The 23,621-nt window shown below is 59.5% G+C and carries 22 protein-coding genes and 1 pseudogene; 14 read left to right on the top strand and 9 right to left on the bottom strand.

The genetic code is table 11. The annotated features are described in order from the left end of the window. Positions 1 to 3 precede the first annotated feature (3 nt). Both QCE48_RS30100 and QCE48_RS30095 read right to left on the bottom strand, forming a co-directional pair. Complete coding sequence (locus QCE48_RS30100) at positions 4 to 648, bottom strand: DJ-1/PfpI family protein (RefSeq protein WP_309788919.1); 645 nt, start codon at positions 646 to 648, stop codon at positions 4 to 6. A gap of 102 nt (positions 649 to 750) precedes the next feature. Continuing rightward, a complete protein-coding gene (locus tag QCE48_RS30095; RefSeq protein ID WP_309788981.1) occupies positions 751 to 1,710 on the bottom strand; it encodes a GlxA family transcriptional regulator in 960 nt (319 codons plus the stop codon). Positions 1,711 to 1,856: 146 nt separating this feature from the next. Between QCE48_RS30095 and QCE48_RS30090 the strand changes: the two genes are divergently transcribed. From QCE48_RS30090 to QCE48_RS30080, 3 genes are all read left to right on the top strand, one after another. Further along, positions 1,857 to 2,675, top strand: coding sequence for an SDR family oxidoreductase (locus QCE48_RS30090; RefSeq protein WP_309788918.1), 819 nt, complete (start codon positions 1,857 to 1,859; stop codon positions 2,673 to 2,675). A gap of 99 nt (positions 2,676 to 2,774) precedes the next feature. After that, complete coding sequence (locus QCE48_RS30085) at positions 2,775 to 4,118, top strand: epoxide hydrolase (protein WP_309788917.1); 1,344 nt, start codon at positions 2,775 to 2,777, stop codon at positions 4,116 to 4,118. Positions 4,119 to 4,312: 194 nt separating this feature from the next. Next, entirely contained in the window at positions 4,313 to 4,693 is a 381-nt protein-coding gene (locus tag QCE48_RS30080; protein WP_309788916.1) for a hypothetical protein, read from the top strand. Positions 4,694 to 5,772: 1,079 nt separating this feature from the next. On the opposite strand, the gene QCE48_RS30075 is transcribed toward QCE48_RS30080, so the two are convergent. Further along, positions 5,773 to 6,420 carry a ParB/Srx family N-terminal domain-containing protein gene (locus QCE48_RS30075; protein WP_309788915.1) on the bottom strand — a complete coding sequence of 216 codons (648 nt, stop codon included), beginning with the start codon at positions 6,418 to 6,420 and terminating at the stop codon, positions 5,773 to 5,775. 151 nt (positions 6,421 to 6,571) lie between these two features. Here QCE48_RS30075 and QCE48_RS30070 point away from each other — a divergent pair, with 151 nt between their 5' ends. Both QCE48_RS30070 and QCE48_RS30065 read left to right on the top strand, forming a co-directional pair. Then, positions 6,572 to 7,402 carry a CHAD domain-containing protein gene (locus tag QCE48_RS30070; protein ID WP_309788914.1) on the top strand — a complete coding sequence of 277 codons (831 nt, stop codon included), beginning with the start codon at positions 6,572 to 6,574 and terminating at the stop codon, positions 7,400 to 7,402. Positions 7,403 to 7,833: 431 nt separating this feature from the next. Further along, entirely contained in the window at positions 7,834 to 9,408 is a 1,575-nt protein-coding gene (locus QCE48_RS30065) for an ATP-binding protein (RefSeq protein WP_309788913.1), read from the top strand. A gap of 212 nt (positions 9,409 to 9,620) precedes the next feature. On the opposite strand, the pseudogene QCE48_RS30060 reads toward QCE48_RS30065, so the two are convergent. The 4 genes and pseudogenes from QCE48_RS30060 to QCE48_RS31990 form a co-directional block, all read right to left on the bottom strand. Further along, positions 9,621 to 9,838, bottom strand: a pseudogene (locus tag QCE48_RS30060) (hypothetical protein). 390 nt (positions 9,839 to 10,228) lie between these two features. After that, a complete protein-coding gene (locus QCE48_RS30055) occupies positions 10,229 to 10,543 on the bottom strand; it encodes a response regulator (protein WP_309788912.1) in 315 nt (104 codons plus the stop codon). Positions 10,544 to 10,590: 47 nt separating this feature from the next. Further along, on the bottom strand, positions 10,591 to 12,339 hold the full coding sequence (locus QCE48_RS30050) for an ATP-binding protein (protein WP_309788911.1): 1,749 nt from the start codon (positions 12,337 to 12,339) through the stop codon (positions 10,591 to 10,593). 692 nt (positions 12,340 to 13,031) lie between these two features. Further along, entirely contained in the window at positions 13,032 to 13,376 is a 345-nt protein-coding gene (locus QCE48_RS31990) for a multicopper oxidase domain-containing protein (RefSeq protein ID WP_409014740.1), read from the bottom strand. Between the two features lie 350 nt (positions 13,377 to 13,726). Between QCE48_RS31990 and QCE48_RS30045 the strand changes: the two genes are divergently transcribed. The 6 genes from QCE48_RS30045 to QCE48_RS30020 all read left to right on the top strand — a co-directional run bounded on the left by QCE48_RS30045 (position 13,727) and on the right by QCE48_RS30020 (position 16,413). Continuing rightward, positions 13,727 to 13,879 carry a hypothetical protein gene (locus QCE48_RS30045; protein ID WP_309788910.1) on the top strand — a complete coding sequence of 51 codons (153 nt, stop codon included), beginning with the start codon at positions 13,727 to 13,729 and terminating at the stop codon, positions 13,877 to 13,879. Positions 13,880 to 13,947: 68 nt separating this feature from the next. After that, the gene (locus tag QCE48_RS30040) at positions 13,948 to 14,157 is read left to right on the top strand and encodes a hypothetical protein (protein WP_309788909.1); all 210 of its coding nucleotides are present in this window, start codon (positions 13,948 to 13,950) and stop codon (positions 14,155 to 14,157) included. Next, positions 14,142 to 14,396 (top strand): diguanylate cyclase domain-containing protein, encoded by a 255-nt coding sequence (locus tag QCE48_RS31985; protein ID WP_404983523.1) that lies wholly within the window; start codon positions 14,142 to 14,144, stop codon positions 14,394 to 14,396. Before QCE48_RS30040 ends, QCE48_RS31985 begins: the two co-directional genes overlap by 16 nt. A gap of 662 nt (positions 14,397 to 15,058) precedes the next feature. Next, positions 15,059 to 15,592 (top strand): hypothetical protein, encoded by a 534-nt coding sequence (locus QCE48_RS30030; RefSeq protein WP_309794403.1) that lies wholly within the window; start codon positions 15,059 to 15,061, stop codon positions 15,590 to 15,592. 26 nt (positions 15,593 to 15,618) lie between these two features. Continuing rightward, positions 15,619 to 15,822, top strand: coding sequence for a CsbD family protein (locus QCE48_RS30025; protein ID WP_309788906.1), 204 nt, complete (start codon positions 15,619 to 15,621; stop codon positions 15,820 to 15,822). 369 nt (positions 15,823 to 16,191) lie between these two features. Next, positions 16,192 to 16,413 carry a DUF2795 domain-containing protein gene (locus tag QCE48_RS30020; RefSeq protein ID WP_309788905.1) on the top strand — a complete coding sequence of 74 codons (222 nt, stop codon included), beginning with the start codon at positions 16,192 to 16,194 and terminating at the stop codon, positions 16,411 to 16,413. Positions 16,414 to 17,459: 1,046 nt separating this feature from the next. Here QCE48_RS30020 and QCE48_RS30015 read toward each other — a convergent pair. Together QCE48_RS30015 and QCE48_RS30010 are read right to left on the bottom strand one after the other, a co-directional pair. Further along, positions 17,460 to 19,022 (bottom strand): ATP-binding protein, encoded by a 1,563-nt coding sequence (locus QCE48_RS30015; protein WP_309788904.1) that lies wholly within the window; start codon positions 19,020 to 19,022, stop codon positions 17,460 to 17,462. Further along, positions 19,022 to 19,825 carry an alpha/beta hydrolase gene (locus tag QCE48_RS30010; protein ID WP_309788979.1) on the bottom strand — a complete coding sequence of 268 codons (804 nt, stop codon included), beginning with the start codon at positions 19,823 to 19,825 and terminating at the stop codon, positions 19,022 to 19,024. The genes QCE48_RS30015 and QCE48_RS30010 overlap by 1 nt, the downstream gene beginning before the upstream one ends. 816 nt (positions 19,826 to 20,641) lie before the next feature. Between QCE48_RS30010 and QCE48_RS30005 the strand changes: the two genes are divergently transcribed. The 3 genes from QCE48_RS30005 (at position 20,642) to QCE48_RS29995 (ending at position 23,564) form a co-directional block, all read left to right on the top strand. Further along, a complete protein-coding gene (locus tag QCE48_RS30005; RefSeq protein ID WP_087633762.1) occupies positions 20,642 to 21,013 on the top strand; it encodes a YciI family protein in 372 nt (123 codons plus the stop codon). A gap of 1,441 nt (positions 21,014 to 22,454) precedes the next feature. Then, positions 22,455 to 23,099: a DNA polymerase ligase N-terminal domain-containing protein gene (locus tag QCE48_RS30000; protein WP_309788903.1), complete on the top strand. Its 645-nt coding sequence runs from the start codon at positions 22,455 to 22,457 to the stop codon at positions 23,097 to 23,099. Between the two features lie 42 nt (positions 23,100 to 23,141). Beyond that, on the top strand, positions 23,142 to 23,564 hold the full coding sequence (locus QCE48_RS29995; protein WP_309788902.1) for a hypothetical protein: 423 nt from the start codon (positions 23,142 to 23,144) through the stop codon (positions 23,562 to 23,564). Positions 23,565 to 23,621 lie beyond the last annotated feature (57 nt).

Below are 23,621 nucleotides of genomic sequence, written 5' to 3'. Positions count from 1 at the left end.
GTCTTACCGGTTCAGCGAGTCCACGTCCGCGGTCGCAGTCAGCTTCTCCTTTTCGAGAAACGGTGAGACGTTTGCCATCGCGCGAGTGACATAGGTATCTTTTTCCCCCACCGGAGCGACGTAGTGAATCGCGCTGCGTGCCGCCTCGATGCCGGCCAGACGTGCGATGATCCAGGCCGCCAGATACTGCGACGACAGGCATCCGCCTGCCGTCGCGACATTGCCGCGGGCCGCGAATGGCCGGTCGAGCACCGCCACCCCCGCTTCTTCGACCCAAGGCTTGGTCGTCACGTCCGTGCAGGCCGGGACCCCGTCCAGCAACCCGAGCTTCGCGAGTATTAGCGTGCCCGAGCATTGCGCCCCCAGCAACTGGCGTGTCGGGTCAAGCCTCAGCCGCGCCATGAGTGCAGGATCGGCAACGACCTCTCGGGTGCCAATTCCGCTGCCGACCACCACCGCATCGGCGCTGCATGCGTCCTCCAGCGAGGTGTGCGCCTCGAGTACGATGCCGTTCATCGAACGCACTCTGGACGCGGGACTCGCAATGGACACTCGCCATCCGGTCTTCTTCACCCGATACAGGATATTGAGTGCAACCAGTGAGTCGATTTCGTTGAAGCCTTCGAAAGTCAGGATAGCGATGTGCATCGAGTCCTCGCACGAATAGGGGTTGCTTGTAAAACCATCGTCGAGCCCAAGGTCGACACAATCAGACTATTGCCGGCACAGGTGGCCGCGCATTCCACCGGCCTAGACTGCGATCCGATCAACTGCGCGAGCTTCACGTCGTACTTCCTGCGGCGGCAGGCCAAAGCCGCGCATGAACGCTTCGCGCATATGCCGCCGGTCGCGAAAGCCGGTCTCTTTCGCGATCACTTCCAGCGAGTGCCGGCTCTTTTCGATCATCAACCGCGCGGCTTCCAGCCGCAACCCTTCGATTGCCTTAGCGGGCGATTGTCCTGTCTCAACTGTAAACACCCGGCTGAACTGCCGCAGGCTCAAATGTGCGGTACTCGCGAGTTCTTCGACGGTGAGCGGCCGACTTAAATTCTTGCGCGCATAGTTCAGCGCATCCTGAATGCGGTCGGACTTGGGCGCCAGATCGAGCATTTCCGAATGCTGCGACTGGCCCCCCGCGCGCCGCTGATGCATGACGAGCTTGCGCGCGACCGAACGCGCTATATCGGCGCCGAGATCCTTCTCGACCATCGCGAGCGCAAGGTCGAGCCCCGCGGTCATACCCGCTGACGTCCAGATGGGTCCATCGATGATGTAGATGCGATCTTCCTCGACGTGGATGTCAGGAAACCGGGCCATCATCTCACGCGCGTGGGCCCAATGCGTCGTCGCACGCCGGTTCGCGAGTAACCCTGCTTCTGCCAGCACGAAGGCGCCCGTGCAAATGCCTGCGATGCGTCGTGCGCGCGTAGCCGCCTTGCGCAGGAACGCGACCATTTCGCGTGGCGGCGGCGAGTTGAGCGGTGCGTTGACACCCGCAGCGATCCACGTGTCTATTGCGGCACGCGCCGCAAGCGGGCGCGTGAGCACCGACATGCCCAGCGAGGAGCGCACCTCGCCACCAGCCACCGAAAAATTCTCGATGCTGTAGAAGCTTTCGCCGGTCGCAACGTTCGCATACTCGAAAACCGATTGCGACGCGAGTGCCATCACCTGGAAGCCATCGCTCAACAAATATCCGATCCGGTGCATATCTGCCATCCGCTGTTCGTCAGACTAAACATCGGTTGCAAGGCGATGTCCTGAATCATGACGTTATACGTCATTTACGTCGGCGTCAATCATGACGACAATCGTCTCGTGCAATAACCGATCAACCTCCAACAGGAGTCCCCATCATGACGCAGACATATCAAGGCACCGCGCTAGTTACGGGTGCATCCACGGGCATCGGCGCGGTCTATGCCGAGCGGCTCGCAGAACGGGGCTACGACCTGATCCTCGTTGCGCGCAGTCGCGACCGGCTCTTGAGTCTTGCCGAGCGCATCGCCAACGAAACCGGCAGGTCCGTCGAGATCATCGACGCCGATCTTAATGATCCGACTTCACGCGCCACGGTCGAAGCGAAGCTCACCGAAGACGCGAGCATCACGCTGCTCGTGAACAACGCGGGTGTCGGCACCCATACGCCATTGCTCGATAGCGATGTCGACGCCATGACGCGGATGATCGATCTGAACGTCACCGCACTTACCCGCCTCACGTACGCCGCGGTGCCGGGTTTTGTCTCGCGCGGCAAGGGCGCGATCATCAACATCTCGTCGGTCGTGGGCATCGCGCCCGAGCGCCTGAACGGCGTGTATGGCGGCACCAAGGCCTTCGTGCTGGCGTTCAGCCAGTCGCTTCATCACGAGCTTGCCAGTAAAGGCGTCAAGGTGCAGGCGGTGCTGCCCGGCGCTACGGCCACCGATTTCTGGGAGACCGGGGGCTTGCCGCTCGAGAACCTGGACCCGGCCATTGTCATGTCCGCAGGCGACATGGTTGACGCGGCGCTCAGCGGCTTCGACCGGAATGAACTCGTGACGATTCCGGCCTTGCATGACGGCGCGAAATGGGATGCCTTCGAAGCGGCGCGCGCGGCGATGTTCTCCGAACTCTCGACCAGTACTCCCGCACTCCGTTACACCGCTAACAAAACAACCGTTCACGGCGCATAGACACGTCGCGCGAATACATGCGGTAACGATCCGATAGGGAAACCGCGCCCGTAACGGTGGGCGCCGTGAAGGCGCGCATCGATTTTCAAGGAGTATCCCATGTCCATATTTACCACGAGGCAATCTCGACAAAGGTCGTCCGCTGCTTCAGCCGCAGCTGTACTCGGCCTGCTCCTGGCTGCCGGTCTGACTAACGCCCATGCCATCGTGCCCGCGGATCAACCTTCCGCGATCCCGGGCATTGCGACTGAAGACGACTCGATCCGTCCGTTCAAAATTCATGTGCCGGACGAAACACTTGTCGACCTTCGACGCCGCATCGCGGCGACCCGGTGGCCCGACAAGGAGACCGTCGCGGATCAGACCCAGGGCGTGCAGGAAGCAAAGATCCAGGCGCTGGTGCACTACTGGGGAACCGACTACGACTGGCGTAAGGCAGAGGCCAGGCTGAACGCCCTGCCGATGTTCGTGACCACGATCGACGGTGTCGATATCCAGTTCATCCACGTGAAATCCCGTCAACCGAACGCGCTGCCGCTGATCATCACGCACGGCTGGCCAGGCTCGCCGCTGGAGATCGAGAAGGCCATCGGTCCACTCACCGATCCCACCGCTTATGGCGGCCGTGCGGAGGACGCCTTTGATGTCGTGGTCCCCTCGATGCCCGGCTATGGCTTCTCCGGCAAACCCGCTGGCGTTGGTTGGGGCCCCGATCACATCGCTCGGGCGTGGGATGTGTTGATGAAGCGTCTCGGATATAGCCACTATGTCTCTCAGGGCGGCGATTGGGGTTCGGTGGTGGCCGATGCAATGGGGCGTCAGGCTCCGACGGGACTGCTGGGCATTCACGTCAATATGCCTGCGACCGTGCCACCCGACGTCGCGAAGGCGCTCAACAATGGCGAACCGGCACCGGCTGGGCTGTCCAATGTGGAAAAGGCCGCGTACGAATCACTCACTATTCTTTACAAGAAGGGCGGCGGCTATGCCGCGATGATGGTCACGCGCCCGCAAACCGAGGGCTACGGCCTGGCCGATTCTCCTGCGGGCCAGGCCGCGTGGATGTACGACAAATTCGCGGCCTGGACCTATAGCGGCGGCGACCCCGAGCGCTCGCTCACCAGGGATCAGATGCTCGACGACATCACGCTGTACTGGGTAACCAACACGTCGACCTCCTCGGCGCGGCTCTACTGGGAGAACAACAATAACAACTTCAACGCCGTCGAACAGAAGACTGCCGATATCCCCGTCCCGGTTGCAGTGACGGTTTTCCCCGGCGAAATCTACCGGGCGCCGCGAAGCTGGACCGAACGCAGCTATCACAACCTCAGCTATTTCCATGAGGTGAATAAGGGCGGCCACTTCGCGGCATGGGAGCAACCGCAACTCTTTGCCGAGGAGCTCCGCGCGGCGTTCAGACCGTTGCGCCGACAACAATGAGCTTACGCCCTGATGCTGCCGGCCCGATTCGCTGGCAAGCCCAGGTCGTCGCGGGCAAAGTCGGCGGCTCCAGGTCGGCGACCGGTCGCAAACGTGACTCCAACGTTTGTTGATTCATGCGTCTTGACCTTCATGTCCGACTGAAGGCACAACCCCGGGCGACCAGGCGCGCCCGATTGCAGGAGGAAAATGGAATGAAACACGTCTTTCGATCCGTGGTCGTTGCCGCGGCGTTATCGGCAACGCTGTCGACGTTCCCGCAACCGGCCGCTGCAGCTTGCGCCAATGGCATACAAACCGGGGCCTCCGCCGCGCCCGTGACGTTTATCGTTGACGGTGCATCGGGAGGCACCTTGTGCCTTACCTATGTCGTGAACGATGGCTGGCGTCTGGACGCGTCTGATGACGGCCCAGACGCTGCGACAGGACAGTTGACACCAGTTGCCAGGGGGGCGCAGGATCGCCGCCGGCATCCGCCGACGGTCTTCATTGATGGTGCTACTGGATACACATATACCTGGTTTCAGAACGAAGGCTGGCAATTTGTGGGTCGCATCGCGGAACGCGCCCCTTGATCTGAACGAGCATGCATAGGGGGTCACCGTGGACAGTTCCCCCCGCTCCCGCGCCAGGTTTTGGAAGCGACGCAATTGTTCGAAGCGAAAGCTCGCTGTGGTTGCCGACGGTGCGAACGCCGTCGCCCAGCGACCGCTGGAACAGAAACCGAAGCGGTTTCCCTTCCCATAGCTCGTTCCGAGCACGTGCGTCTTGACGCCACCGGCCAGAGCCTGATTCTTTTGGTTCAATGATTGCTTACCGCTATGGGCAAGCGAAAGGAGAACAGGAATGACCCGCCTAGCATTGACTGTCGCTGTATGTCGAGAAGACCCGTGGACCCTGGACGCGCGCACGCTGTTGGACGAGCTCAGCGCGACACTGGCACTATTTCAAGGCCGTAGTAACCAATCGCCTTTCTGCATCTCGGACGTGTGCACTGTTCGCAGTGCATTTATGCTCGCCCGCGCTCCCGACGGGAACGCTGTGGGATGCGGAGCCTTCAGGCGCGCTAGCTTTGGAACTGCCGAAGTAACTGGAATATACAGTCGCCACAAACAAGTCGGCGTGGGAGAGGCGATTCTTGTGCAGTTGGAAAGCGGCGCCGCGGCGGCGGGCTATCACACACTGCGAGTCAACGTTCCGTCGCTCGGCCGCGCTGCAATTAGCTTTTTCGTCCAGAACGGTTTCCGACCGACATCGCCACTGAGCGCCTGCGTGACTACGCGCCGAAGAGCCATAATGGTAAAGAAGCTACGAGCCTGATAACGTGAGCCTGAATGTCGGCTCCCGTCGACGTGGAGAAGGCAGCCAAATGACAGAAGCCGGCAGGCTGCTATTCCTCCACCCACGTGGGATTGCGCACGCGGCGCTCAGAGATAACGTCGGTCCCCTCCATTACTCTAACAATGTACGGCCTCTCCCGACCGTCGAGAATTCGGGTCCACTGTACAGCCAGGCCCTCGTCCATGGTTTCTAGGACACCGATGCGGGTACCGTCGGGGCCGATTTCTGAGCGCAAACTGAAAGTCGTGTCGCCCACCTGGTCGATAAGTTCGACGTCTGCTTCCGAAATGGACAACTCAAATCGTCTAGCCACTTATTGACTCCGACTAGGAATGAAGCCCGGCAGTTCAACTGCTTCGGGCAGCCGCGACGCGGATACGGCGTCAGCGAACATGCGCGCGAAGCCTTCGACCGTGGACGGCCTCCGGTCGACATGTTGTCGCAGGAAGTCCGCCCAAGCAAACTTCGCGTTGAATTCACCGGGGTTGTCGTAGATGCCCGCCATGCGGAGGAACGCGGCGAGGCTCTGAAATATGTCGTCTGGAAGTTCTGCGATGGAATGTGGGAGGTCTTGTACCGAAATCTCGCGCCCATCCTTGTCGAATGCATGTAGCCATCCGCGCTCAGCCATCCTTTCGATGAACACGTCTTCGGTAAGGTCGCTGAAGTTCGCGACCGGCCGGACCACCGCTTTGGGCAAACCCAAATCGAACCACGCGCGCGCCCAGTGGTGGTGGTCAACGACGTGAAGCGTCCCCGACGGTCCCCGAACAACCTTAATGGCTTGTTCCCGGAGAAATTGGCCGCGCTTTTCAGCAGGCATTCCCAGATAGCTCATGTTCTTTTCCAGTACCTGGACGTAGCCGACTGCGCCTTGGGTCGGCCGCAGTGAGTCCCACTCGACTTGAATGGCTGAATCGCTGCCCTCGACACCGCTTTCGCCCCTGTTGCCTTCATTCATATGCGCCTCCTCGGCGACGACGCGAGAAAACCAGGCTAATAAACCCGACCGAATGGCAGCAATCTCTGCTAGCAATCGGTGCGCCGTGCCCCCGGTCATAGGGTACGGATCTTGCCCTTTGGTTCACCAACGGATTTTAGAGGACGTCGACATGAAAACCGAACAGACGAACAATGCGGCCGGCCGGGAGCAACTGGCGGAGACGAACTTTGCCACATTCGCGGACCCGCTCGTCAATGAAGCTATTGAAGGAGCTTCGGCTCTGAAGGACACGGCGGACGCAGAAAAGCTGCACAAGCTTCGCGTCGCGTTGCGGCGACTACGAACGTTGCTGTGGGCCTACCGGCCCATTCTCGACGAAAAATTCGACAACAAGCAGCGCGCGCTGTTCAAGTTCTTCGCCAACGCAGCAGGTAACACGAGAGACTGGGACATCCTGATTAGCCTTGTCGAAAAGGACAGCGGCGAAGCCTTGTTGGGCGCCATGCAGAAACACCGGGATGAGACGGCTCGTAAAAGCAGCGAGACGCTCAGCAACTCGAAGCTTGAAAAGACGCTGCACGATGCTATCCACGAAGCCAACCGCGAGCTCAATACAGCTCCAGCGCGCACTCCGCTTAGCGTCTTCGCGCAGAAGCGAGTATTGGCCGCGCAGAAGCAACTCAAGAAGCGTATGCATCATGCCGCAAAGGCGGGCGGTTCCGACTACAGTTCGTACCATGACGTCCGCAAGGCTGGGAAGAAAGTACGTTACCTGATTGAATTTTTCGAACCGCTGCTCGAGAAGAAGCAACGCAAAGGCGTGAAGCGGCTTAAGCGATTGCAGAAGCAGTTTGGCGCGCTCAATGATGTAGTTGCGAGTCGCGACCTATTATCGTCGCATCGTTCGGCGTTCCCAGAAGGCGTCAACGCAGAGCAAGCCCTCCGTTCGCTGAAAAAAGAGCAAAAGCGACGCATCAAATCGGCGGCCAAATTGCTTTGACGGGCAGTCAGCGCGCGAGGGCCCGAGCTCCAATATCGGGCACGTTCGGGCGGTCCAACAAGGCCGCCTCGTGCTTCTTGCCCGGCGAGATGCCGGGCTCAATCGGGTTCACATCGGGCGGAGCACCTGCGTGAGCCCGGGCTCGGTCTCCGACGCGCGACCAGCGTGTTTACTACGCTGCGGCATTGTGCGCTGCCGATTTCAGTGGCCGGACTTTGCTCGGAGCGGTAGAGAGTGCACGGCTGAAGGCGAGCGAAGCCCGTCGGCGAGGGCCCGCCTCTCCGCGAACTATTGCACGGCGACACTGCGCTACGGCCCCTAGCAATCCCGGCCCTTTTTTCTTCCGAGAGCAGCGGTATAGTCATTGCTCGTACATATGCAAAGGCGTAAGCGCGCAGCTTCGCTGGACCGCAACCAAACCGGGAGCCGCGATGAATAAACCCAACGCTGCGTTAGGTGTAGCGACGGAACACGGACCGTACGCTGCGGAGGACGGAGATGCGACTTTCCGGCTACTCGTCGATTCCGTTGGCGAGTACGCAATCTTTAGGCTGAGCGAGACAGGCATAGTCACCACCTGGAACCGTGGTGCCCAACGGTTGAAAGGGTATGCCGCCGGGGAAATAATCGGCCGACACTTTTCCCTTTTTTACACCCCGGACCAAGTGGCTGCGGGGCATCCCGAAGAAGTCCTGCAAAATGCACTCGCAGGCGGCGAGTATTCGGAGGAAGGCTGGCGCGTCCGCAAGGATGGCTCCCTCTTCTGGGCAAGCATCGTTATTTCAGCGATTCGGGACGCAAATGGCAACCTGTCCGGATTCGCAAAAGTGGTACGCGACATGACGGAGCGCCGAAGACTTGAGGAACTCGAAGCGACGACCCGTCGGATGAACGAGTTTCTCGCTATGCTGGGACACGAACTTCGAAATCCGCTTGCGCCAATCCGAAATGCGGTCGGCGTCCTTCATCGGCACGAAGCGCCAACCGCGGAAGTCGTGCGAAAGACGCGTGGCCTGATTGACCGGCAACTCGCACAGATGACCCGACTCGTCGACGACCTGCTGGACGCGGGACGAATAACGACAGGGAAAGTGCGCGTATCCACGGCACCGCTCGTCGTGCAAGAAGTCATTCGTAGGGCGGTCGAGGGCGTCCAGCCGAAAACCGACGGCAAGTCGCAAACACTCGACGTACAAATGCCCTCCGAACCTGTGATGGTCCATGGCGATATGACCCGCCTTGTCCAGGTACTCCAGAATCTCCTCGACAATGCCTCGAAATTCGCGCCGGCAGGCGGCCTCATCCGTATTGAACTTACTCAAAGTCACCGGCTGTTAGCGCTGCGCGTTAGAGACACGGGCCGTGGTATCGAATCTGAGGCGCTCGAAAGGGTGTTCGACCTATTTGCCCAGGAGAAGGACCCTTCGTCTGCCAGAGATGAGGGTGGCCTTGGCATCGGACTTACGCTTGCTCGTTCTCTGGTAGAGCTACACGGCGGCCGCATCGAAGTTGATAGTGCGGGCAAAGGAAGTGGTGCCACTTTTACTATCTGGCTTCCCGCAATAGAGCGGGTCCCGGAGCCCCCGGAGGCGGACAGCCAGCCCTCGTCGGCCGCCGGACGAGTCCTCAAGGTTTTGGTTGTTGACGACAATGAAGACTCTGCGGACAGCATGGCAATGCTTCTGGAGGCAGGAGGTCACATTGTGAGCGAGGCGTATGGTGCCGCCGAGGCCATCTCGGTCGCTCCCAGCTTCTCCCCAGACCTAATACTTCTCGACCTGTCGATGCCGCTCATGAGCGGATACGAGGCCATCCCCCGGCTGCGACGTGTCGTACGCAACGAGGCCCTTGTCGTAGCCGCGATGACCGGCTTCGGGCTTGAGGAAGACCGGCGGCGTACAGAAGCGGCCGGGTTTGATGCGCACCTAACGAAGCCCGTCGTTCTTGCTGAGCTCGAACGTGTCATCGACTTGGCAGACGCCAGACGCAGCGAACACGCCGGTTGACAACGCACTCGCGTTGGCCAATGGCTCATCGACCGCAACGCTCGGCAACGGCACGGCTATGCATGTTCGCCCTGTACGCCGGCTATTGTTCGGTAGGCTGTTCCGGAGCCGCATTGCCGGATGCTAGGTCGACGAATACGCCCACCACTCGCCTTGAACTCCGCGGCGGGCCACAGTGGCGTGAATCGCCCTCAGCCCGACGTCGAGACTGCTCAGCCATGGCTATCGACCCACGCGCGAGCCCAACCGAGGCCGGCAAGTTCGGCTTCCGTTTCTGCGTCGAAATGGCCGAGAACAACCGATGCTCGATTAGCCTATTGCGGAGGGTATTCGTGCCGCTCGCAGCGTCTCTAGCGGGTTGCTGGGTGTCTGCTTGCTCAAGGATTGCGTGGCCCCATATGCGGTACCCCTGATAGTTTTCAAATTGCATCAATACATGCCTTTACGAGTACGCGTCGAACATGAAGGTATCGAATGCCGCCGCCCCGGTAAAGCCGTCCCTAGAGCCGGCTTATGCAACGACACGCCTTTGAGCGGCCGCGTCGACAGCTTTCCAGTCCGACAGGGCTGTATTCCGCGGTCACTTCGTCCCAGAGCGCTCGTCTGTACCGCGCACAGTATATGTCAGCCAAGTCGTCGAAATGCCTCCCCCGCGGCATTTCGGGAAGACCGAATCGAGAGCACCGTGCGAGGCGTTGCGGCGCGAATCGTTAGTGGGATGACACGGTAAGTCTCATTGGTCGTAAATCAGGGCAAAGCGGTCCGACGACTCGGGGAGGGGTTAGGCAGAGCGCGCCCGGCGTTCCGGCCAATGGCAGAATCATGCAACCATATCTTGCGGTCTGCGACCGGATTCGAGCCCAGATAGCAGCGACATCAGTTCCTCCATGTTGAACGGCTTGGAAAGAATCGTAATGCCAAGAAGTCTCGCCCGGTCAAGCTCGTTGGCGTAACCGGTCATAAGTGCTATTCGCTGACTGGGCAACGTTTGTGCAACGAACTCGGCCAGCTCAATGCCATTTATCTTCCCAGGCATCTGCACATCAGACAAAATAATGTCGAACATGCCGCCCTGCTGAAGCAGTACGAGCGCCTCATCTGCGCAAAGTCGGTGATGTACGTCACAGCCAAGCAACTCGAGAAGTGCCGTTACGCCAGCCGCAACCGCTTTGTTGTCCTCAACTAGAAGAACGGAACGCCTGCCAGCAACGCCTCCGCCGTTTTCTTGGGCACGTTCCGGCGTCTCGCTGATTGCGCCGAGTAACGGGGAAGGTACAGCCGTACGTTTGTGCCTTTGCCCTCGATGCTATCAATTCGTGCCGTGCCGCCCGCTTGCTCACACATGGCAAGCACCTGAGCGAGGCCCAGCCCCGCACCGACTGCCGATGTCTTTGTGGTGAAGAGTGGCTCAAACGCATGCAAAACCGACTGTGCGCTCATTCCAACGCCATTGTCCACGCAACTGACCATGACATAGTCCCCATCCGGGAGCGAATCTTCGCTGCTCTGAAGCCGTATGTTCTGGCACCGCACGACGAATCGCCCCTCCGATGGCAACGCCTCCCTAGCATTCTCGGCGATGGCGACAATCGCTGAGTTGAATTCCTGCTTGTCGACGAAGACCGGCCATAGTTTGCCAGAAGCTTCAAAGACGTATTCGACGCCTTCCCCCGTCGCTGCCTTGATACTTTCCGCCGACTCATTGAGCATTTCGTGGACATTCTGAATCGCGCGCCGCATTGGCCTCTTTCGCGCGACCGTTAGCAGACGACGCATAAGCCCCTCTGCGGTCGCAATTGCTCCTTCTACCTGAATTACCTCGCTCTCTAGGCCAACAAAGCGCTTGTGGCGCGCCACCTGCATGTTGGACGCGACCACCATAAGAAGATTATTGACGTTGTGCGCGATATCGCCGATGAGATTGGTAAGCGCGGACGTTCTGCGAAGGCGGTGGGACGACGCTTCCGCCGAGATGCGAATTGCAACTTCACCATGCCATCGCTCCCAGGCGGCCTGCTCGGCGGCGAGTTGCCGGAGAGAAAACGCGACGAGACAGCAAACACCGAGGGCGGGCAGCGCAATAGCGCCAACGATGACGAGATAGCTACTCAACCATTGTTGCCATATCGCACGCGTCGAATAGGAAGACGACGCATAGACGGGATAGTCGTCGACCTGCCTAAACGAGACAACCCGCTTTATATCATTCGGCGCGAATCCCATGACGGTATGGCCTGACGCCTGACCGTTGATGAATGGTCTTCCTGAGTCCTTGGCCACCAAGCCTTGTGCCGGCGTATCGAGAGGCAGGGGCCCAACAAGGAGAGAACCGTCGCTTTTATACAAACCGACTCCGAAATCGGGGCGACTCTTCGTAAGCCGAGAGTAAAACTCGGAAAAGTACTGCCGTCGCAGTGCTATTGATACGACGCCGATAAAGCGCCCATTTGAGTCGAGCCGGGCAAACGCTGTATTAAATACCTCAACGTTTCCAATCTTGCTTAACATGGGGGACGAAAAATAGGTTTTCGGGCTTCGTGCCCGCGCCGCGCGGAAATCCTCGCGCTCACCTACTGAGAGGTCCGGGACAGGCCACGTCCTACTTGTAGCAAGCACCTTTCCTTGCGCACCAAAAATAGATAAGGAGGCAATCTGCGGGAGGCTGGTTGCTAATGCCGCCAGTCGCGCATGAATGTGTTGCTCGTTGGCGGTAATGGCCCCGTCGTCGCTAGTGCCGAGGAGCTCAGTGACGCGTGCGCCAATCTGCGCATCAAGGTCAAAAACCTTGTCCGCTTGTTCGCTCACGACGAGCGTGCGCCGGTCCGCTATGTCATTAGCCTCATTGACGCGTCGCTGATAATCGAAGTATCCGTACGTTATGGCAAACAGGCTCGGTAGCAGGATGGCTACGCAAAGCAGGGTGCGCAGCATGCGGCGGACGCCAGAAAAATTTCGTGAGGGCGGCGGAAGGTCCCGGTCTGCAGCCCATGCCTCTGTGGACATAGTGTAGTTAGCTTTTGCAAGGGGATTGCGTTCGGAGGCGTCGCGGTAATAAGGGCCGCCCGCAGATGCCACTACCAGCTCCGCCGGTGTGCTGGTAGGCTCTGCGTCCTTTCAAGCGCCGTTTCCCCGCCAGCATCGCTGGCGCCGTCCGGGACAGCAATGTTCATGCCCAGCAAGAACTCGCACCCGACTACTCATGCACTGGGCGTGCATTCGGCTTGAGTTCTCTCAAAGTAAGCCGACGAAAAGCCATCTACAAATCATCCGGTCCCGACAGTGCCGACGTCGTCGCATGACAGCTTCGGCGGCCACACTGCTTGCGTCGGCCCGAAGTGTCGGGCTCGTGGATGGGCGGCGACAATGTTCTCGTCCGATCGTGCGTCACCGCGCTAGTTGCATCCATGTCGTTCGCAGCGGGTTGCAAACGCAGCGCGGAATCGAGCGGCGGGTCAGCAAGCGATACAGCGGCCTCGGCGCCGATGGCATCGGCGCCGGCTGCCGCGGTGAGATCCGCCCAGTCCGGCCGGCGTGCCGCCAGGAGCGGATCCGGCATGAGGACAGCGGGCTTGGGGTAACAGCGGATTGTCGGAAACATGGCACGTACAGCGCTCACCCATCCATCATCGGGCGTCGAGCTGACCACATCGGGTCTTACCGATACCATCGACGTGCCCCTCACCGCGAATTCCCAAACCGTCCCTACCGCCGTGCGTAGCTTTCGGCTGAACACAACGAAGCAGCAAGCGCGAATCTCGTTTCACCCTCGCCGCGCATCGGGCCTTCCATCGGCTCGTACCCTTCGTCATCGCGGTGATCCGTGCGGAAAGACGTTGTAACCAGGCGATCGTCGGCGACACAACGGCCACGTTCTCCATCATGTTGCGGTCCTCGTGGTCGAGGATGTGACAGTGCATCGCGAACTCGCCGGTGAAATTTCGTAAGCCGTGGGCATCTGAAGGGTATATCCGCCTTGATGAAGAGCGTATCGCGTATCACGCCTTGCAGGTTGCAGTACTCCCTGTCGTCGGGTGCCAGCTCCTCTTGCGTGCAGCCTCCCGCGCCATTAAAGATCGAATTAGTGCCATCCGTTTTTTATGTCGACGATCTTGAACGGGTTCGTGTAAATAACGCTCGGCGAGCAGGACGGCCGGAAGGCGCAGCGGGTGCCACCGAATGTCCGGCATGGCGCTTGCGCCGCTGTTCAGCGTGCACGAAGCGACGACGCAGCTTCTGTTCCGTTCGCTGCGCACGGCGCCGTTCATCGCCCGCTATCTTGAGGCCCGCGCCGACATAAACTGCGCCCGAAGGATCGATCATGCTCAACGACGAAGAACTCGCTACCGTGAAGTCCATCGCGCCGTTCCTACTAAGCGAGGCAAAGACCGCGCTTGCTAGCAACGCGCAGTACACGTTCGCGATGGAACTCGAGACACACGTGCAGCCTGGCTTTTGGTTCGTTCGCCCGTAAGTCCAGGCGACGACACGGACTCACCGCCTTTCCCGCTGGACCTATTCGTCGGCTTGCCAATCGCGGAGTTGCGCGCGCGCGCGAACGCTGGCGACACCGAGCGCGACGCGCTGGTCGCACGCTTCGGCGCACGCTTCGGCGCACGCTTCGCGCCGCGATTGTTGCGTTCGATCCAGCATCTCATGCCGCACGACGTCGACTACGAGGCGGGCTGCCAGAGCGAGCGCGGCACCATCGCGGTGCTGCTGGAAGATGAGGGGAACTGCTGCTGCGGCTGAACCGTCTCGTCGACGAAAGCGCGGCCGCTTCCGTCGATCTGCTCTTCATCGATTTTGACCGCTTCAAGGACATCAACGATTCATCTGGCCACGCGGCGGGCGATGAAGTCCTGCGTGCCATCGGCGAGCGTCTTTCGGACATGCTTGCCGAACGCGCGCATGTTTCGCGCATCGGCGGTGACGGATTCGTCATTTTTCTCGTTGACGCTACGCAAGCGCCTACTTATGTCGAACGGTAACGATGCGCGCGGGCCGTGGATTGAAGGCGGCGACTGGCAGTTCGTCGAGGATTCGCAGCCGGCGGTCAGCTTCGCGTCCGTTGCCTTCTCTTCTCCCAACGCCTCGAGCAGAAGATTCAGCCGTCGGTGTAGCCAGCCTTTTCGCCAGCGTAGTGAGGCTCCCATATGCACCAATCTCACAGTGTCGACTTTCTGAGCGGCGGCGATCTGATCAGTTTCTTCTCCGCACTGTATATATCCGAGAGTCCATGAATGGAAAGACCGCTGAGAATTTCGGCGGTCATGACGATTCTCCTATCGACGAAGTGAGCAGGGGCGCAGAACCCGCGCAAACCTCGTGCCGCCCCGGGCGTTGTATGGCGACGGTAGCGGTGAACTGCCCACGGCAATCAGCCAGCCGCCGCCGATTTCCATATAAAGACCCGACAGCGTTTGCAGCCACGGTTGGTCCCGCGCCATGCGCCCACCGGCTCGACGGCTCGCGGGAACGAGCGACCACTAGCTTCGGTGCGTCCAGGCCCGGGTTGCAAAGGTTTGCCGCCCGTCGCGTCGCTTCGGAACCCTTTATAAGCGGTGAACAATGGAAGATGATCTCCGCGCTGCCTTTCGCTTCGCCGGTTTCGCGTGATGTAAGTCACAACACATAGGCCATCCATGAAGGCATGACGGTTGCTAAGTTTGAATTGACGTCGAAACGAGCGGTCGAAGGACTGAAGACGACGGAGGAACACATGCGACGGCACACGAACGATCTACTGGTGCGGGCTACTTACTCAGGTTCGGCGGCAGGGCTCGCCTCCGCTGCGGCCGCATCGATGGGCGCCGTGAAAGCGGGCCATGGGCCCTTCGCCGCGCTCAACGCCGTGTCGCATTGCCTGTGGCCGGATGCAATCTGGCAGGAACAGCCGAGCGTCAGCTACACGGCAGCCGGCGCGGCCATTCACATGGGCAGCGCGGTCTTCTGGGGCGCGTTGTTTGAAGCGTTGTGCGGACGCCGTTCCAGCGTGTCGACGATCGTCACGGCAGCCGCGACGACGGCACTCGTCGCCTACGTCATCGATTACCACGCCGTACCGAAACGCGTCACACCGGGATTCGAGGCCCATCTGCCGAAGCGCTCGCTCGCGATGACCTATGTTGCGCTGGGCGCTGGCTTCACGATCGCGGCACTGGCGCGCCAGCGGAAATTGCGCTGACCTCTTTACAAACTATGGAGCATACGATGAATCGCGATCAGAAGGAAGGCATTAAGGAACAGATCAAAGGCTGGACTGACACCGCTATCGGCGCCGTCACCGGCAGCGAGGAGCGCAAGGTCAAGGGCGATGTCGAGATAACCAATGGCGCGAACCAAAAGGACTACGGCGATCAGAAAGACAACATCGACAAGGGCGTTGAGGATCCGGGCGACCCCACCAATCAATGACTGCGTACTGAAGCCTCGGGCCGCCGATCGCATGTTCCGGAACGCTCGTTGCAAAATGGCTGCCAGCGCCGCACGCGCTCTCCGCTGGTCCGACCACCAATCAAAGGAAAAAGGAGTATCGATCATGAGCACGCGATCCGAGAACCGCGAGCAGGGCGAATCACCCCCCGGTGACGAAACCGGCACCACCGACGTCTCCGAAGCAGACGACGAACGCACGACGGTCCGCGAGACCACAGCGAAGAAGGACGACCTTTCAGAGGTCAAACCATCCACCAACGACAAAGCACGGGAATGCTGCAACCGGGATAACCGGCGTGCACACTGCCTAGAACCAAGCGTCGATTTCTTCTTAAAGGAACAAAGACCATGGCACGCGAAGAATCCTCTAGCGGTTCCAACAGCCTATTCATTCAGATTCAAAAAGCGTTGAAAGGCGTTGACTACCCCACCGATAAACAGACGCTCGTCGAAACAGCGCGCAGCAACGGCGCGAGCGAGGACGTGCTGTCGGCGCTGGGCGCGCTGCCAGACCAGCAATTTCAGACGCCCGCTGAAGTCTCAAAGGCAGTAGGCGAGGAAGAGACCTGACGTCTGTGCCCGTTGCACGCCCGCACAACCCATCCGGGGGTTAGCACTTGTCGGTAACTCGAATGAACATCTGGTCATCGACGCCTCGCGCACGGCCGCACCCTTCGTCGCCGGTAAGCAAAGTACCACGCCGCGGTCGACCGCCCTCATCATATCGATAGGACGGTGAACGCGGCTGCTTCAGCCTCCATGAAACCACCTGCGACTGGCTCGCATAACAACTGTCAGCCGACACGCGCTATTCGCCCGCTCGCATAGAAGGAAACATTAAGAAGCCGCGGGTGTAGGACTTATGCGAAGCTCGAGCCGAGGCCGGAGCCTCTGCAATACCATATCGCGATTGCGGAATAAGCAACCTGAGCGCCCGCCACGCAATCAGCGACGTCGCGCAATCGTCCCGTTACGCACAGAGCAATGGACTTGAATAAACAGAACGAGAAGCACACTCTGAAAAGAGTGGCATACGGGGGAACTATTGTACTTGGATACTGCCGCCGAATTGGTGGACCGCTACACAATTCTCATGAGCGAGATGAATCGGTACGCCCCGGAAACTTGCCCGACAATGTTGCACCTCTTCGCGTCGCCGACGGTCGTTAATGGACAACTCTTCGTCGCGGGCTCCGCTCACAAGATTCATGCTCACGGCTTGTAGCGGTGGATGCGCTCAATTGGCATCGACACTATTCACGACTTTGCTTTAGCCAACGCAGAGGCGTGGCGAGTAGCGTGTTAAACACGTACTTGGATGCAATGTAATTCGCGGCGCACCCGGCGAAGGCCAACATCTTCGAGGCAAGGACCGCATTGGCAGGAACGACGAATCGGTGGTGCCGTGACGAGCGAGAACGATGCTATGCGGTATAGACCGCGCTATTCAGGCGACCGCAACCTTGGGTGGCAGAATTATGCACTGCCATCCGGCGAGAGAGGACGGTTTCCGTTCCGTCTCGACCCGACCGGTGTCAGCCGGCTGAGTACCGATTTCCGCTTCGGCTTTCGCGCTTCTCGGCAAGCGGCCGTGGCATCCTGCCATGGACATGCAGTCAACGTACCGATTCGGTCAGGATGTTACGGAGCAAATCATAGTCCACCGGCTTGCTGAGATGGAAATCGAACCCAGCGGAACGCGCGCTTTCTTTATCGCGCGGCTGGGCCCACCCGGTCAACGCAATGAGCGTTATAGAAGGACCGTTCGGCCGCTTCCGAATCAGCCCAGCCACCTCATACCCGTCCAGGCCGGGCAGCCCGATGTCGAGAATAATCGTTTCGGGATCGAAAATATCAGCAACCGAAAGGCATGTGATGCCGTCAGAGGCCGTGCGCGTGTCATGGCCGTCCAATTCGAGCAGCATCGCGAGACTGGTAGCGGCGTCATCGTTGTCGTCAACGATAAGAACGCGCTGCCTGCGATGGCCGTCGACAGCAATTGTCATCGACGAGCCGCCCTGCGCTGCCTGGCCGATTCCAATCGGAAGCCGCACAATGAATTCGCTTCCGAGTCCAGTTCCTTCACTGTTGACTTCGATATTGCCGCCATGTCGTTCCACAAGGGCTTTGACGAGCGACAGTCCTATGCCCAGTCCGCCTTGCGCGCGGTCATGTCCCGGCGGCAACTGCGCGAAAATCTCGAATATCGACGGTAGCTGCTCGGCGGCAATGCCTATCCCTGTGTCGCGCACCGAAATCACGGCCTCGTCGGCGTCGCGTCCGATACTGAGCCAGATCGTTCCGCCGGCAGGCGTGTACTTGGCGGCATTGTTCAAGAGATTTTGGATAACCTGCGACACCTTCGTGGGATCGGCTGTCAAGATGACCGGCTCCTCAGGCAGCTCGATTTTCAGGGCATGCGAAGAAGCATCGATCAGCGCGCGCGAGGTCTCGACTGCCTGCATAGCGACTAACGAAAGGTCAACGACAGCGGTGCGAAGTTCGAGCTTACCCTCCGCAATGCGCGATACTTCTAGCAGATCGTCAACGAGGTGAGCGATATGGCCAATCTGGCGCTCAAGGACGTCGCGTGACCAGACCACCTGCGGATCATCAAAGGTTTTGCGACTAAACACCTCGATGACTGTTCGCAAAGGCCCCAGCGGATTCCGGATTTCGTGCGCGAGCGTAGCAAGAAATTCGTCTTTACGACGGTCTGCCAGTCGCAGGGCCTCCTCGGCTGCGTGCTTCGCCTCGAGCGCCTGCTCGGACTTCTGTCGCGCCAGAAGTAGCTCCTGCTCGTATTTGTGGCGGTCAGTGACGACGACAAAAGCAAAGTCGTCGTACTCGATATCCTCGTGGCGCCGGCGGGCGGCGTTGATAAGCATTGGGATTTTGCGCCCGTCACGATGGCGAATGTCGAGCTTCACTTCGGCTACCGAACGCTGGATCTGCAAGAGCGGCGCCCAGTGGGTTTGGTGAAATACCTTTCCTCCGACGGTCAGAAGGTCCTGCACCCGGCGCCGTTCAAGCAACTCGTCAGCGCGATAACCTACCCACCGGCAAAATGTCGTGTTCACCCGAACGATGGTGCCGTCCGCGCTCGTTGTGAGAAGGCCGCAGGCTGCGTGCTCAAAGGCGTCACCGATCGCCGCGAGGCTGCGCCCAGGGCTGTCCATCAGAGCTCCAGTCTGCGCAGAAAGTCTTCCGTGGCCTCCTTGCTGGCACCCGGTGCGCTCAGATGCGGGCAGTGACCGACATTTTCTACGATGCTTAGTGTGCTACCGGCGATCTTGCTATTCATGTATTCGCCAACCGTCATAGGGGCGAGCAGGTCGTCGTTCGACTGAACGATCAAGGTCGGTGTTGTGACCCTGAGAAGTTCCGCGCGGTGGTCCGCCATGAAGGTGACCCGGGCGAAATGCTTGGCAATCTCTGGATCGGTGCGGCAGAAGCTATTCGTTAGTTCCTGGGCGAGATCAGGGTGCTCGGGCGAGCCCATGATCGCTGGCGCCATCGTGCTCGACCATCCTAAATAATTACTTTCCAACGCCTCGAGCAGCTCTTCAATATCAGCTCGCGTGAAGCCGCCGACATATTCACCGTCGTCGATGAACGACGGCGAAGGCCCGATCATCACGTTTGCCGCGAAGCAGTCCGGGCGTTCAATCGCAGCAAGCATCCCGATCATCGCACTCACCGAGTGCCCGACGTAAATGACTGCGCTGTCAGCGAACTCGTCAACGATATCAAGTACGTCCGCGGCGTAGCCGTGCAATGACCCGTATTTCTTCCTGTCGTACGCTGAAAGGTCGGACTTTCCGCCACCGACAAGGTCGAAAAGAACAGTTCTGTATCGATCCTGAAAGCTAGGAGCAAAGAAACGCCACATGTTCAGGTCACAACCGAAACCGTGCGCGAAAACCATGGTTACCGGTCCCTCGCCGGCTACTTGTACGTTATTGCGCTGTTGGACGCTCATGGCGGCACCGGTAATGTTCATTATTGTTATTTTCGCACAGTCGACGCTGTTCATATCGCGTCGGCTCCAGGCCTTGGCGCCAGCCCCACCACAGATCAAGCACTGTACGCCTGCGTCATAGATCGAAAGATGCGCCAAGCGCACAAGCACGCTATGCAAAAGAAGCTGCGCTCCGAGACTTGTCGGGCTGAAGAGGCATTCCAATTTCTTGCGCTGGATCAGGTTCGAAATCGTCAGCCACTTTTCTATATGATGAAGCCTTCTATACAGGCTTGAATAGGTCCCAGGCATGAGCAGCGATTTGTCCGATTTTGCGCACGCGCTAGGTGCCACGGACGCCAATAGCTGACCCGCGAAGATCCAGTCGGAACGCGTTAGCAGACAACTTTGATCTAATCAGTCCGCTGCCATCAGATATTCCAATTGGGCGATCATCAACGGTACACGCTCTGTCTTTACCATGGTTCTTCTCCGCAGCGTCGCAAATAAGACGACAGCACGAAAAGAGGATTTCTAGAACCTACCTCGTCCCATGTTTCTCGGGTTGGCGGCTGCTGATCATGACCTGTAAGCGCTGCATATCCGCTCGTGGGGCGGAACAGTCATTGCGATGGCGGTGTCGGATGCCCGCCGACAGACCGTTTTCGCCGAACCCGGTCCCCTCGAATCTTGGTCTCTACCCATTCCATCTGTCTATATCGGACATGAGGGGACCCGAAGCGAACCGGCTGGCGCGACCCGCTACAAACCAGCTAGGGCATTGTCGATTTCCGATCATCAGATTCGTCGTCAGTGAACCCATTCAAAGGATCTCCCATGAAATACCTCGGCCTGGCCTACTTCTCCCCCGAAAAATTCGCCGCGATGGCGCCAGACGAAGTCAAGGAATTAGTGAGCCAGTGCCCGGCATTGGACGAGAAGATGCGCGCTACCGGCAGGGTCCTGATTTCCGCCTCCCTTGGCGATTTGGACAAGTGGAGGACGCTTCGCCCGCGCACTGGAGAGACGCGCATCACCGATGGGCCTTACACCGAGTCGAAGGAAGTAGTGGGCGGCCTATTCATCATCGAGGCGGACAGCCCTGACGACGCGTTACGCATCGCGTCCATGCATCCGGCTGCCACGCTGGGGGAAGAAGGCGGCTGGGCCGTGGAGCTTATCCCGTTGGATTTCTATCTGGCGCGATGAGAATTTGGACGCCTGTCTCGAAAAGGCGCTTGGCGTTCCTACCATCGCAGGCACTTTCACTGTGTCGGGAGTCATCGCAAATCATCGCGGCGATGTCCTCTGCTGGCCCCGGTTTTCCGCCTTTCGACAAGTCACCGCGGAGCGCATGTCGAGCGAGTATTTTTATACAATTTTGCGCTTCGCCTCCCGAACGTCCCAATGACAAGCAGTAACGGCCGATGAGCAGCGGCCCGAAGCGCCGCAATGCGTACCCATCGAAGCCGTCCTGCGGGCGTACGACGCGGAACTGGAGCGCTTCCGCTTCACACGATCGAAGCGGCAAACGTGCGGCGAGGCCGCATGAAACGCGTTCGTCACGGCGACAATATCGAGCAGGACGTCGCTTCTTCAGCATCTTCGCTGGAACTCTGTATGGACCTCAGAGAAGCGCCGTTATCGGCTTCATCGCACTCGCGCGCTGACTCACCGGCGGATCATCGACGGCGTCCATGGGTTGCCGGTCAGATAGCGCACGTCGACCCGCCACGCGAGCGCGGCGCGCAACGCACACGGACGACAGCACGCTCGATGCGAAGCTTCGCCACGACGGCGACTGATCCGCGAAGCGTTCACCCACAAACCGTAGGTCCGGACGCTTCATAAAATCCTTGTGGGCCACGCAGTCGTCGACTCGCAGATTTATGAACACCTTGCCGCGCAGCGCTACCGCCAACAAGAGGAACCGCTCGAGTTCCTTGGTTTCAGCGCGCTGCGTCCTCGACTGATGCGGTATCGGCTCAGATACGTGCCCACCGCATTGATGTCGCGTTGCGCCTGGATGTAACAGAAAGCGGCTGAGCGGTTCTTGCCGTCGGCACCGGAGAGCGCGTGCGGCACTGCGAGTCACTCCGGCACGCCCTCCTGCTCGCCCGAGGCGATGTCTGCGTCGACCGTGAGACTGAGCGCAGTCCGCTGCCGCGGCAGCCAGCTGACAATCGCGCGGGCGCGCCCCGGACTAATCCCCGGAAATCGAGCGCCAACCGCTTGCGCCGCGCCGAATGCAACACGCGACGAGCTCGCCCAACGTCGCAACGTGCAGTTCTGGCGCACGGCACTCGATGAGCGCATGCTCGTCTGCACTCGTCACCTGCACCGGCCTGTCTTTCAGCGCCGACTGGCGCTCGGACATCCGATGATCGCCTATAGTATCCGCACGTTTTAAGGGATGGTCTGAGCATATGGTCGCCATAAAGACGCCGCTCTACGTCGGGATCGGCACCATCAGTTCGCTTCTCTGCAAACCGGGCGAACGCAGTGCCTCCGCCGTCGATATCACCTTACCAGCGTGCGCGTACTGACCGGCCTCCTCTGGAACATGGAATTGGCCAAATGCTCATCCTTCGGCTCACGGTAATGAATTCGCCGGGTGCTGGCGACGTTCAGGGTTTAAGCTATCACCATCATGGCCTCTATCAAAGACACCGCCTCGCCGCCGTTGCATCACTACCGGAAGAAGCGGAACTTCGCGGTCACTCCCGAGCCGGCGGCGCCCGCCGGTCGTCCACGCAAGCGCGCCGGGAACCCGAGCTTCGTCGTGCAGAAGCATTGGGCCAGTCGACTGCACTACGACTTTCGCCTGCAACAGGACAAGGAGAAGCGAATGGCTCTTCATGTCGAAGACCATCCGCTCGACTATGCGCAGTTTGAGGGCGCAATTCCACCGAAGCAGTATGGCGCTGGCGCGGTCATCGTTTGGGACCGGGGCACGTGGGAGCCCGTTCGCGACGCCCGTGCGGCGATCGCGGCCGGAAAGCTAATCTTCCGGTTGCACGGTGAGAAGCTCGCCGGCTTGTGGGAGTTGGTGCGCATTTCGAAGCCTGACGACAAGGCTGACCAGTGGATGTTTTTCAAAAAGCGCGACGAATGGGCACGCCCGATTGGCGAATACGATGTCATCAAAGCGCTTCCCGATAGCGTCGTCGCGAATTCGCTCGGGCTCGTCGAAGAGCGTGAGCCGAAAACGCCGCGACGTTCTCACGCGGATGAAGTGCAGCTCGATCTCTCAGCAGCGCTGCCGGCACCGCTACCCGCGAAGCTCGAGCCGTAGCTCGCCACGCTGGCCAGCGCCCTCCCCACAACGGGCGACTGGGTGACCGAGACGAAGCTGGACGGTTACCGGTTGCTCGTTCGTATCGACGGGAAAAAAGTAAGGCTGTTCACGCGAAATGGTCACGACTGGACCGCGAAGTTGCCGACGCTCGAGACTGAGATACAAAAGCTTGCCGTATCGAGTGCCTGGATCGATGGGGAGATTGTCGTTCTGAAGGACGGTATCCCGAGCTTTTCTGCTCTCCAAGACGCGATTGGCGGAGTGAACAATAGGGAGATTAACTTCTTCTTATTTGACCTGATGTACCTCAATGGAAAGGACTTCAGGAAAGTACCGTTGTGGTCACGGCGTGCACAGCTTCGGACCCTTCTCGAGGGCGCTGGGGAGCATTTGATATTCAGCCAAGATTTTCGACGCACTACCGGCTCAGATATTCACAGCTGCCGCCGAGCTTGGTCTTGAGGGGCTCGTGCTCAAGCGCCGCGATGCGCCGTACCAATCAGGTCGAACGGAATCTTG

This window comes from Caballeronia sp. LZ024 (assembly GCF_031451455.1).
In the GTDB taxonomy this organism is placed as follows: domain Bacteria; phylum Pseudomonadota; class Gammaproteobacteria; order Burkholderiales; family Burkholderiaceae; genus Caballeronia; species Caballeronia telluris.
Note: the sequence above shows the minus strand (reverse complement) of the source record. Positions and strands in the feature narration are given on the sequence as shown.

Coding starts and splice junctions, on each gene's coding strand:
- QCE48_RS30100 (WP_309788919.1), bottom strand. CDS start 648: ATGCACATCGCTATCCTGACTTTCGAAGGCTTCAACGAAATCGACTCA.
- QCE48_RS30095 (WP_309788981.1), bottom strand. CDS start 1,710: ATGCACCGGATCGGATATTTGTTGAGCGATGGCTTCCAGGTGATGGCA.
- QCE48_RS30090 (WP_309788918.1), top strand. CDS start 1,857: ATGACGCAGACATATCAAGGCACCGCGCTAGTTACGGGTGCATCCACG.
- QCE48_RS30085 (WP_309788917.1), top strand. CDS start 2,775: ATGTCCATATTTACCACGAGGCAATCTCGACAAAGGTCGTCCGCTGCT.
- QCE48_RS30080 (WP_309788916.1), top strand. CDS start 4,313: ATGAAACACGTCTTTCGATCCGTGGTCGTTGCCGCGGCGTTATCGGCA.
- QCE48_RS30075 (WP_309788915.1), bottom strand. CDS start 6,420: ATGAATGAAGGCAACAGGGGCGAAAGCGGTGTCGAGGGCAGCGATTCA.
- QCE48_RS30070 (WP_309788914.1), top strand. CDS start 6,572: ATGAAAACCGAACAGACGAACAATGCGGCCGGCCGGGAGCAACTGGCG.
- QCE48_RS30065 (WP_309788913.1), top strand. CDS start 7,834: ATGAATAAACCCAACGCTGCGTTAGGTGTAGCGACGGAACACGGACCG.
- QCE48_RS30050 (WP_309788911.1), bottom strand. CDS start 12,339: ATGCTGCGCACCCTGCTTTGCGTAGCCATCCTGCTACCGAGCCTGTTT.
- QCE48_RS30045 (WP_309788910.1), top strand. CDS start 13,727: ATGCTCAACGACGAAGAACTCGCTACCGTGAAGTCCATCGCGCCGTTC.
- QCE48_RS30030 (WP_309794403.1), top strand. CDS start 15,059: ATGACGGTTGCTAAGTTTGAATTGACGTCGAAACGAGCGGTCGAAGGA.
- QCE48_RS30025 (WP_309788906.1), top strand. CDS start 15,619: ATGAATCGCGATCAGAAGGAAGGCATTAAGGAACAGATCAAAGGCTGG.
- QCE48_RS30020 (WP_309788905.1), top strand. CDS start 16,192: ATGGCACGCGAAGAATCCTCTAGCGGTTCCAACAGCCTATTCATTCAG.
- QCE48_RS30015 (WP_309788904.1), bottom strand. CDS start 19,022: ATGGACAGCCCTGGGCGCAGCCTCGCGGCGATCGGTGACGCCTTTGAG.
- QCE48_RS30010 (WP_309788979.1), bottom strand. CDS start 19,825: ATGAGCGTCCAACAGCGCAATAACGTACAAGTAGCCGGCGAGGGACCG.
- QCE48_RS30005 (WP_087633762.1), top strand. CDS start 20,642: ATGAAATACCTCGGCCTGGCCTACTTCTCCCCCGAAAAATTCGCCGCG.
- QCE48_RS30000 (WP_309788903.1), top strand. CDS start 22,455: ATGGCCTCTATCAAAGACACCGCCTCGCCGCCGTTGCATCACTACCGG.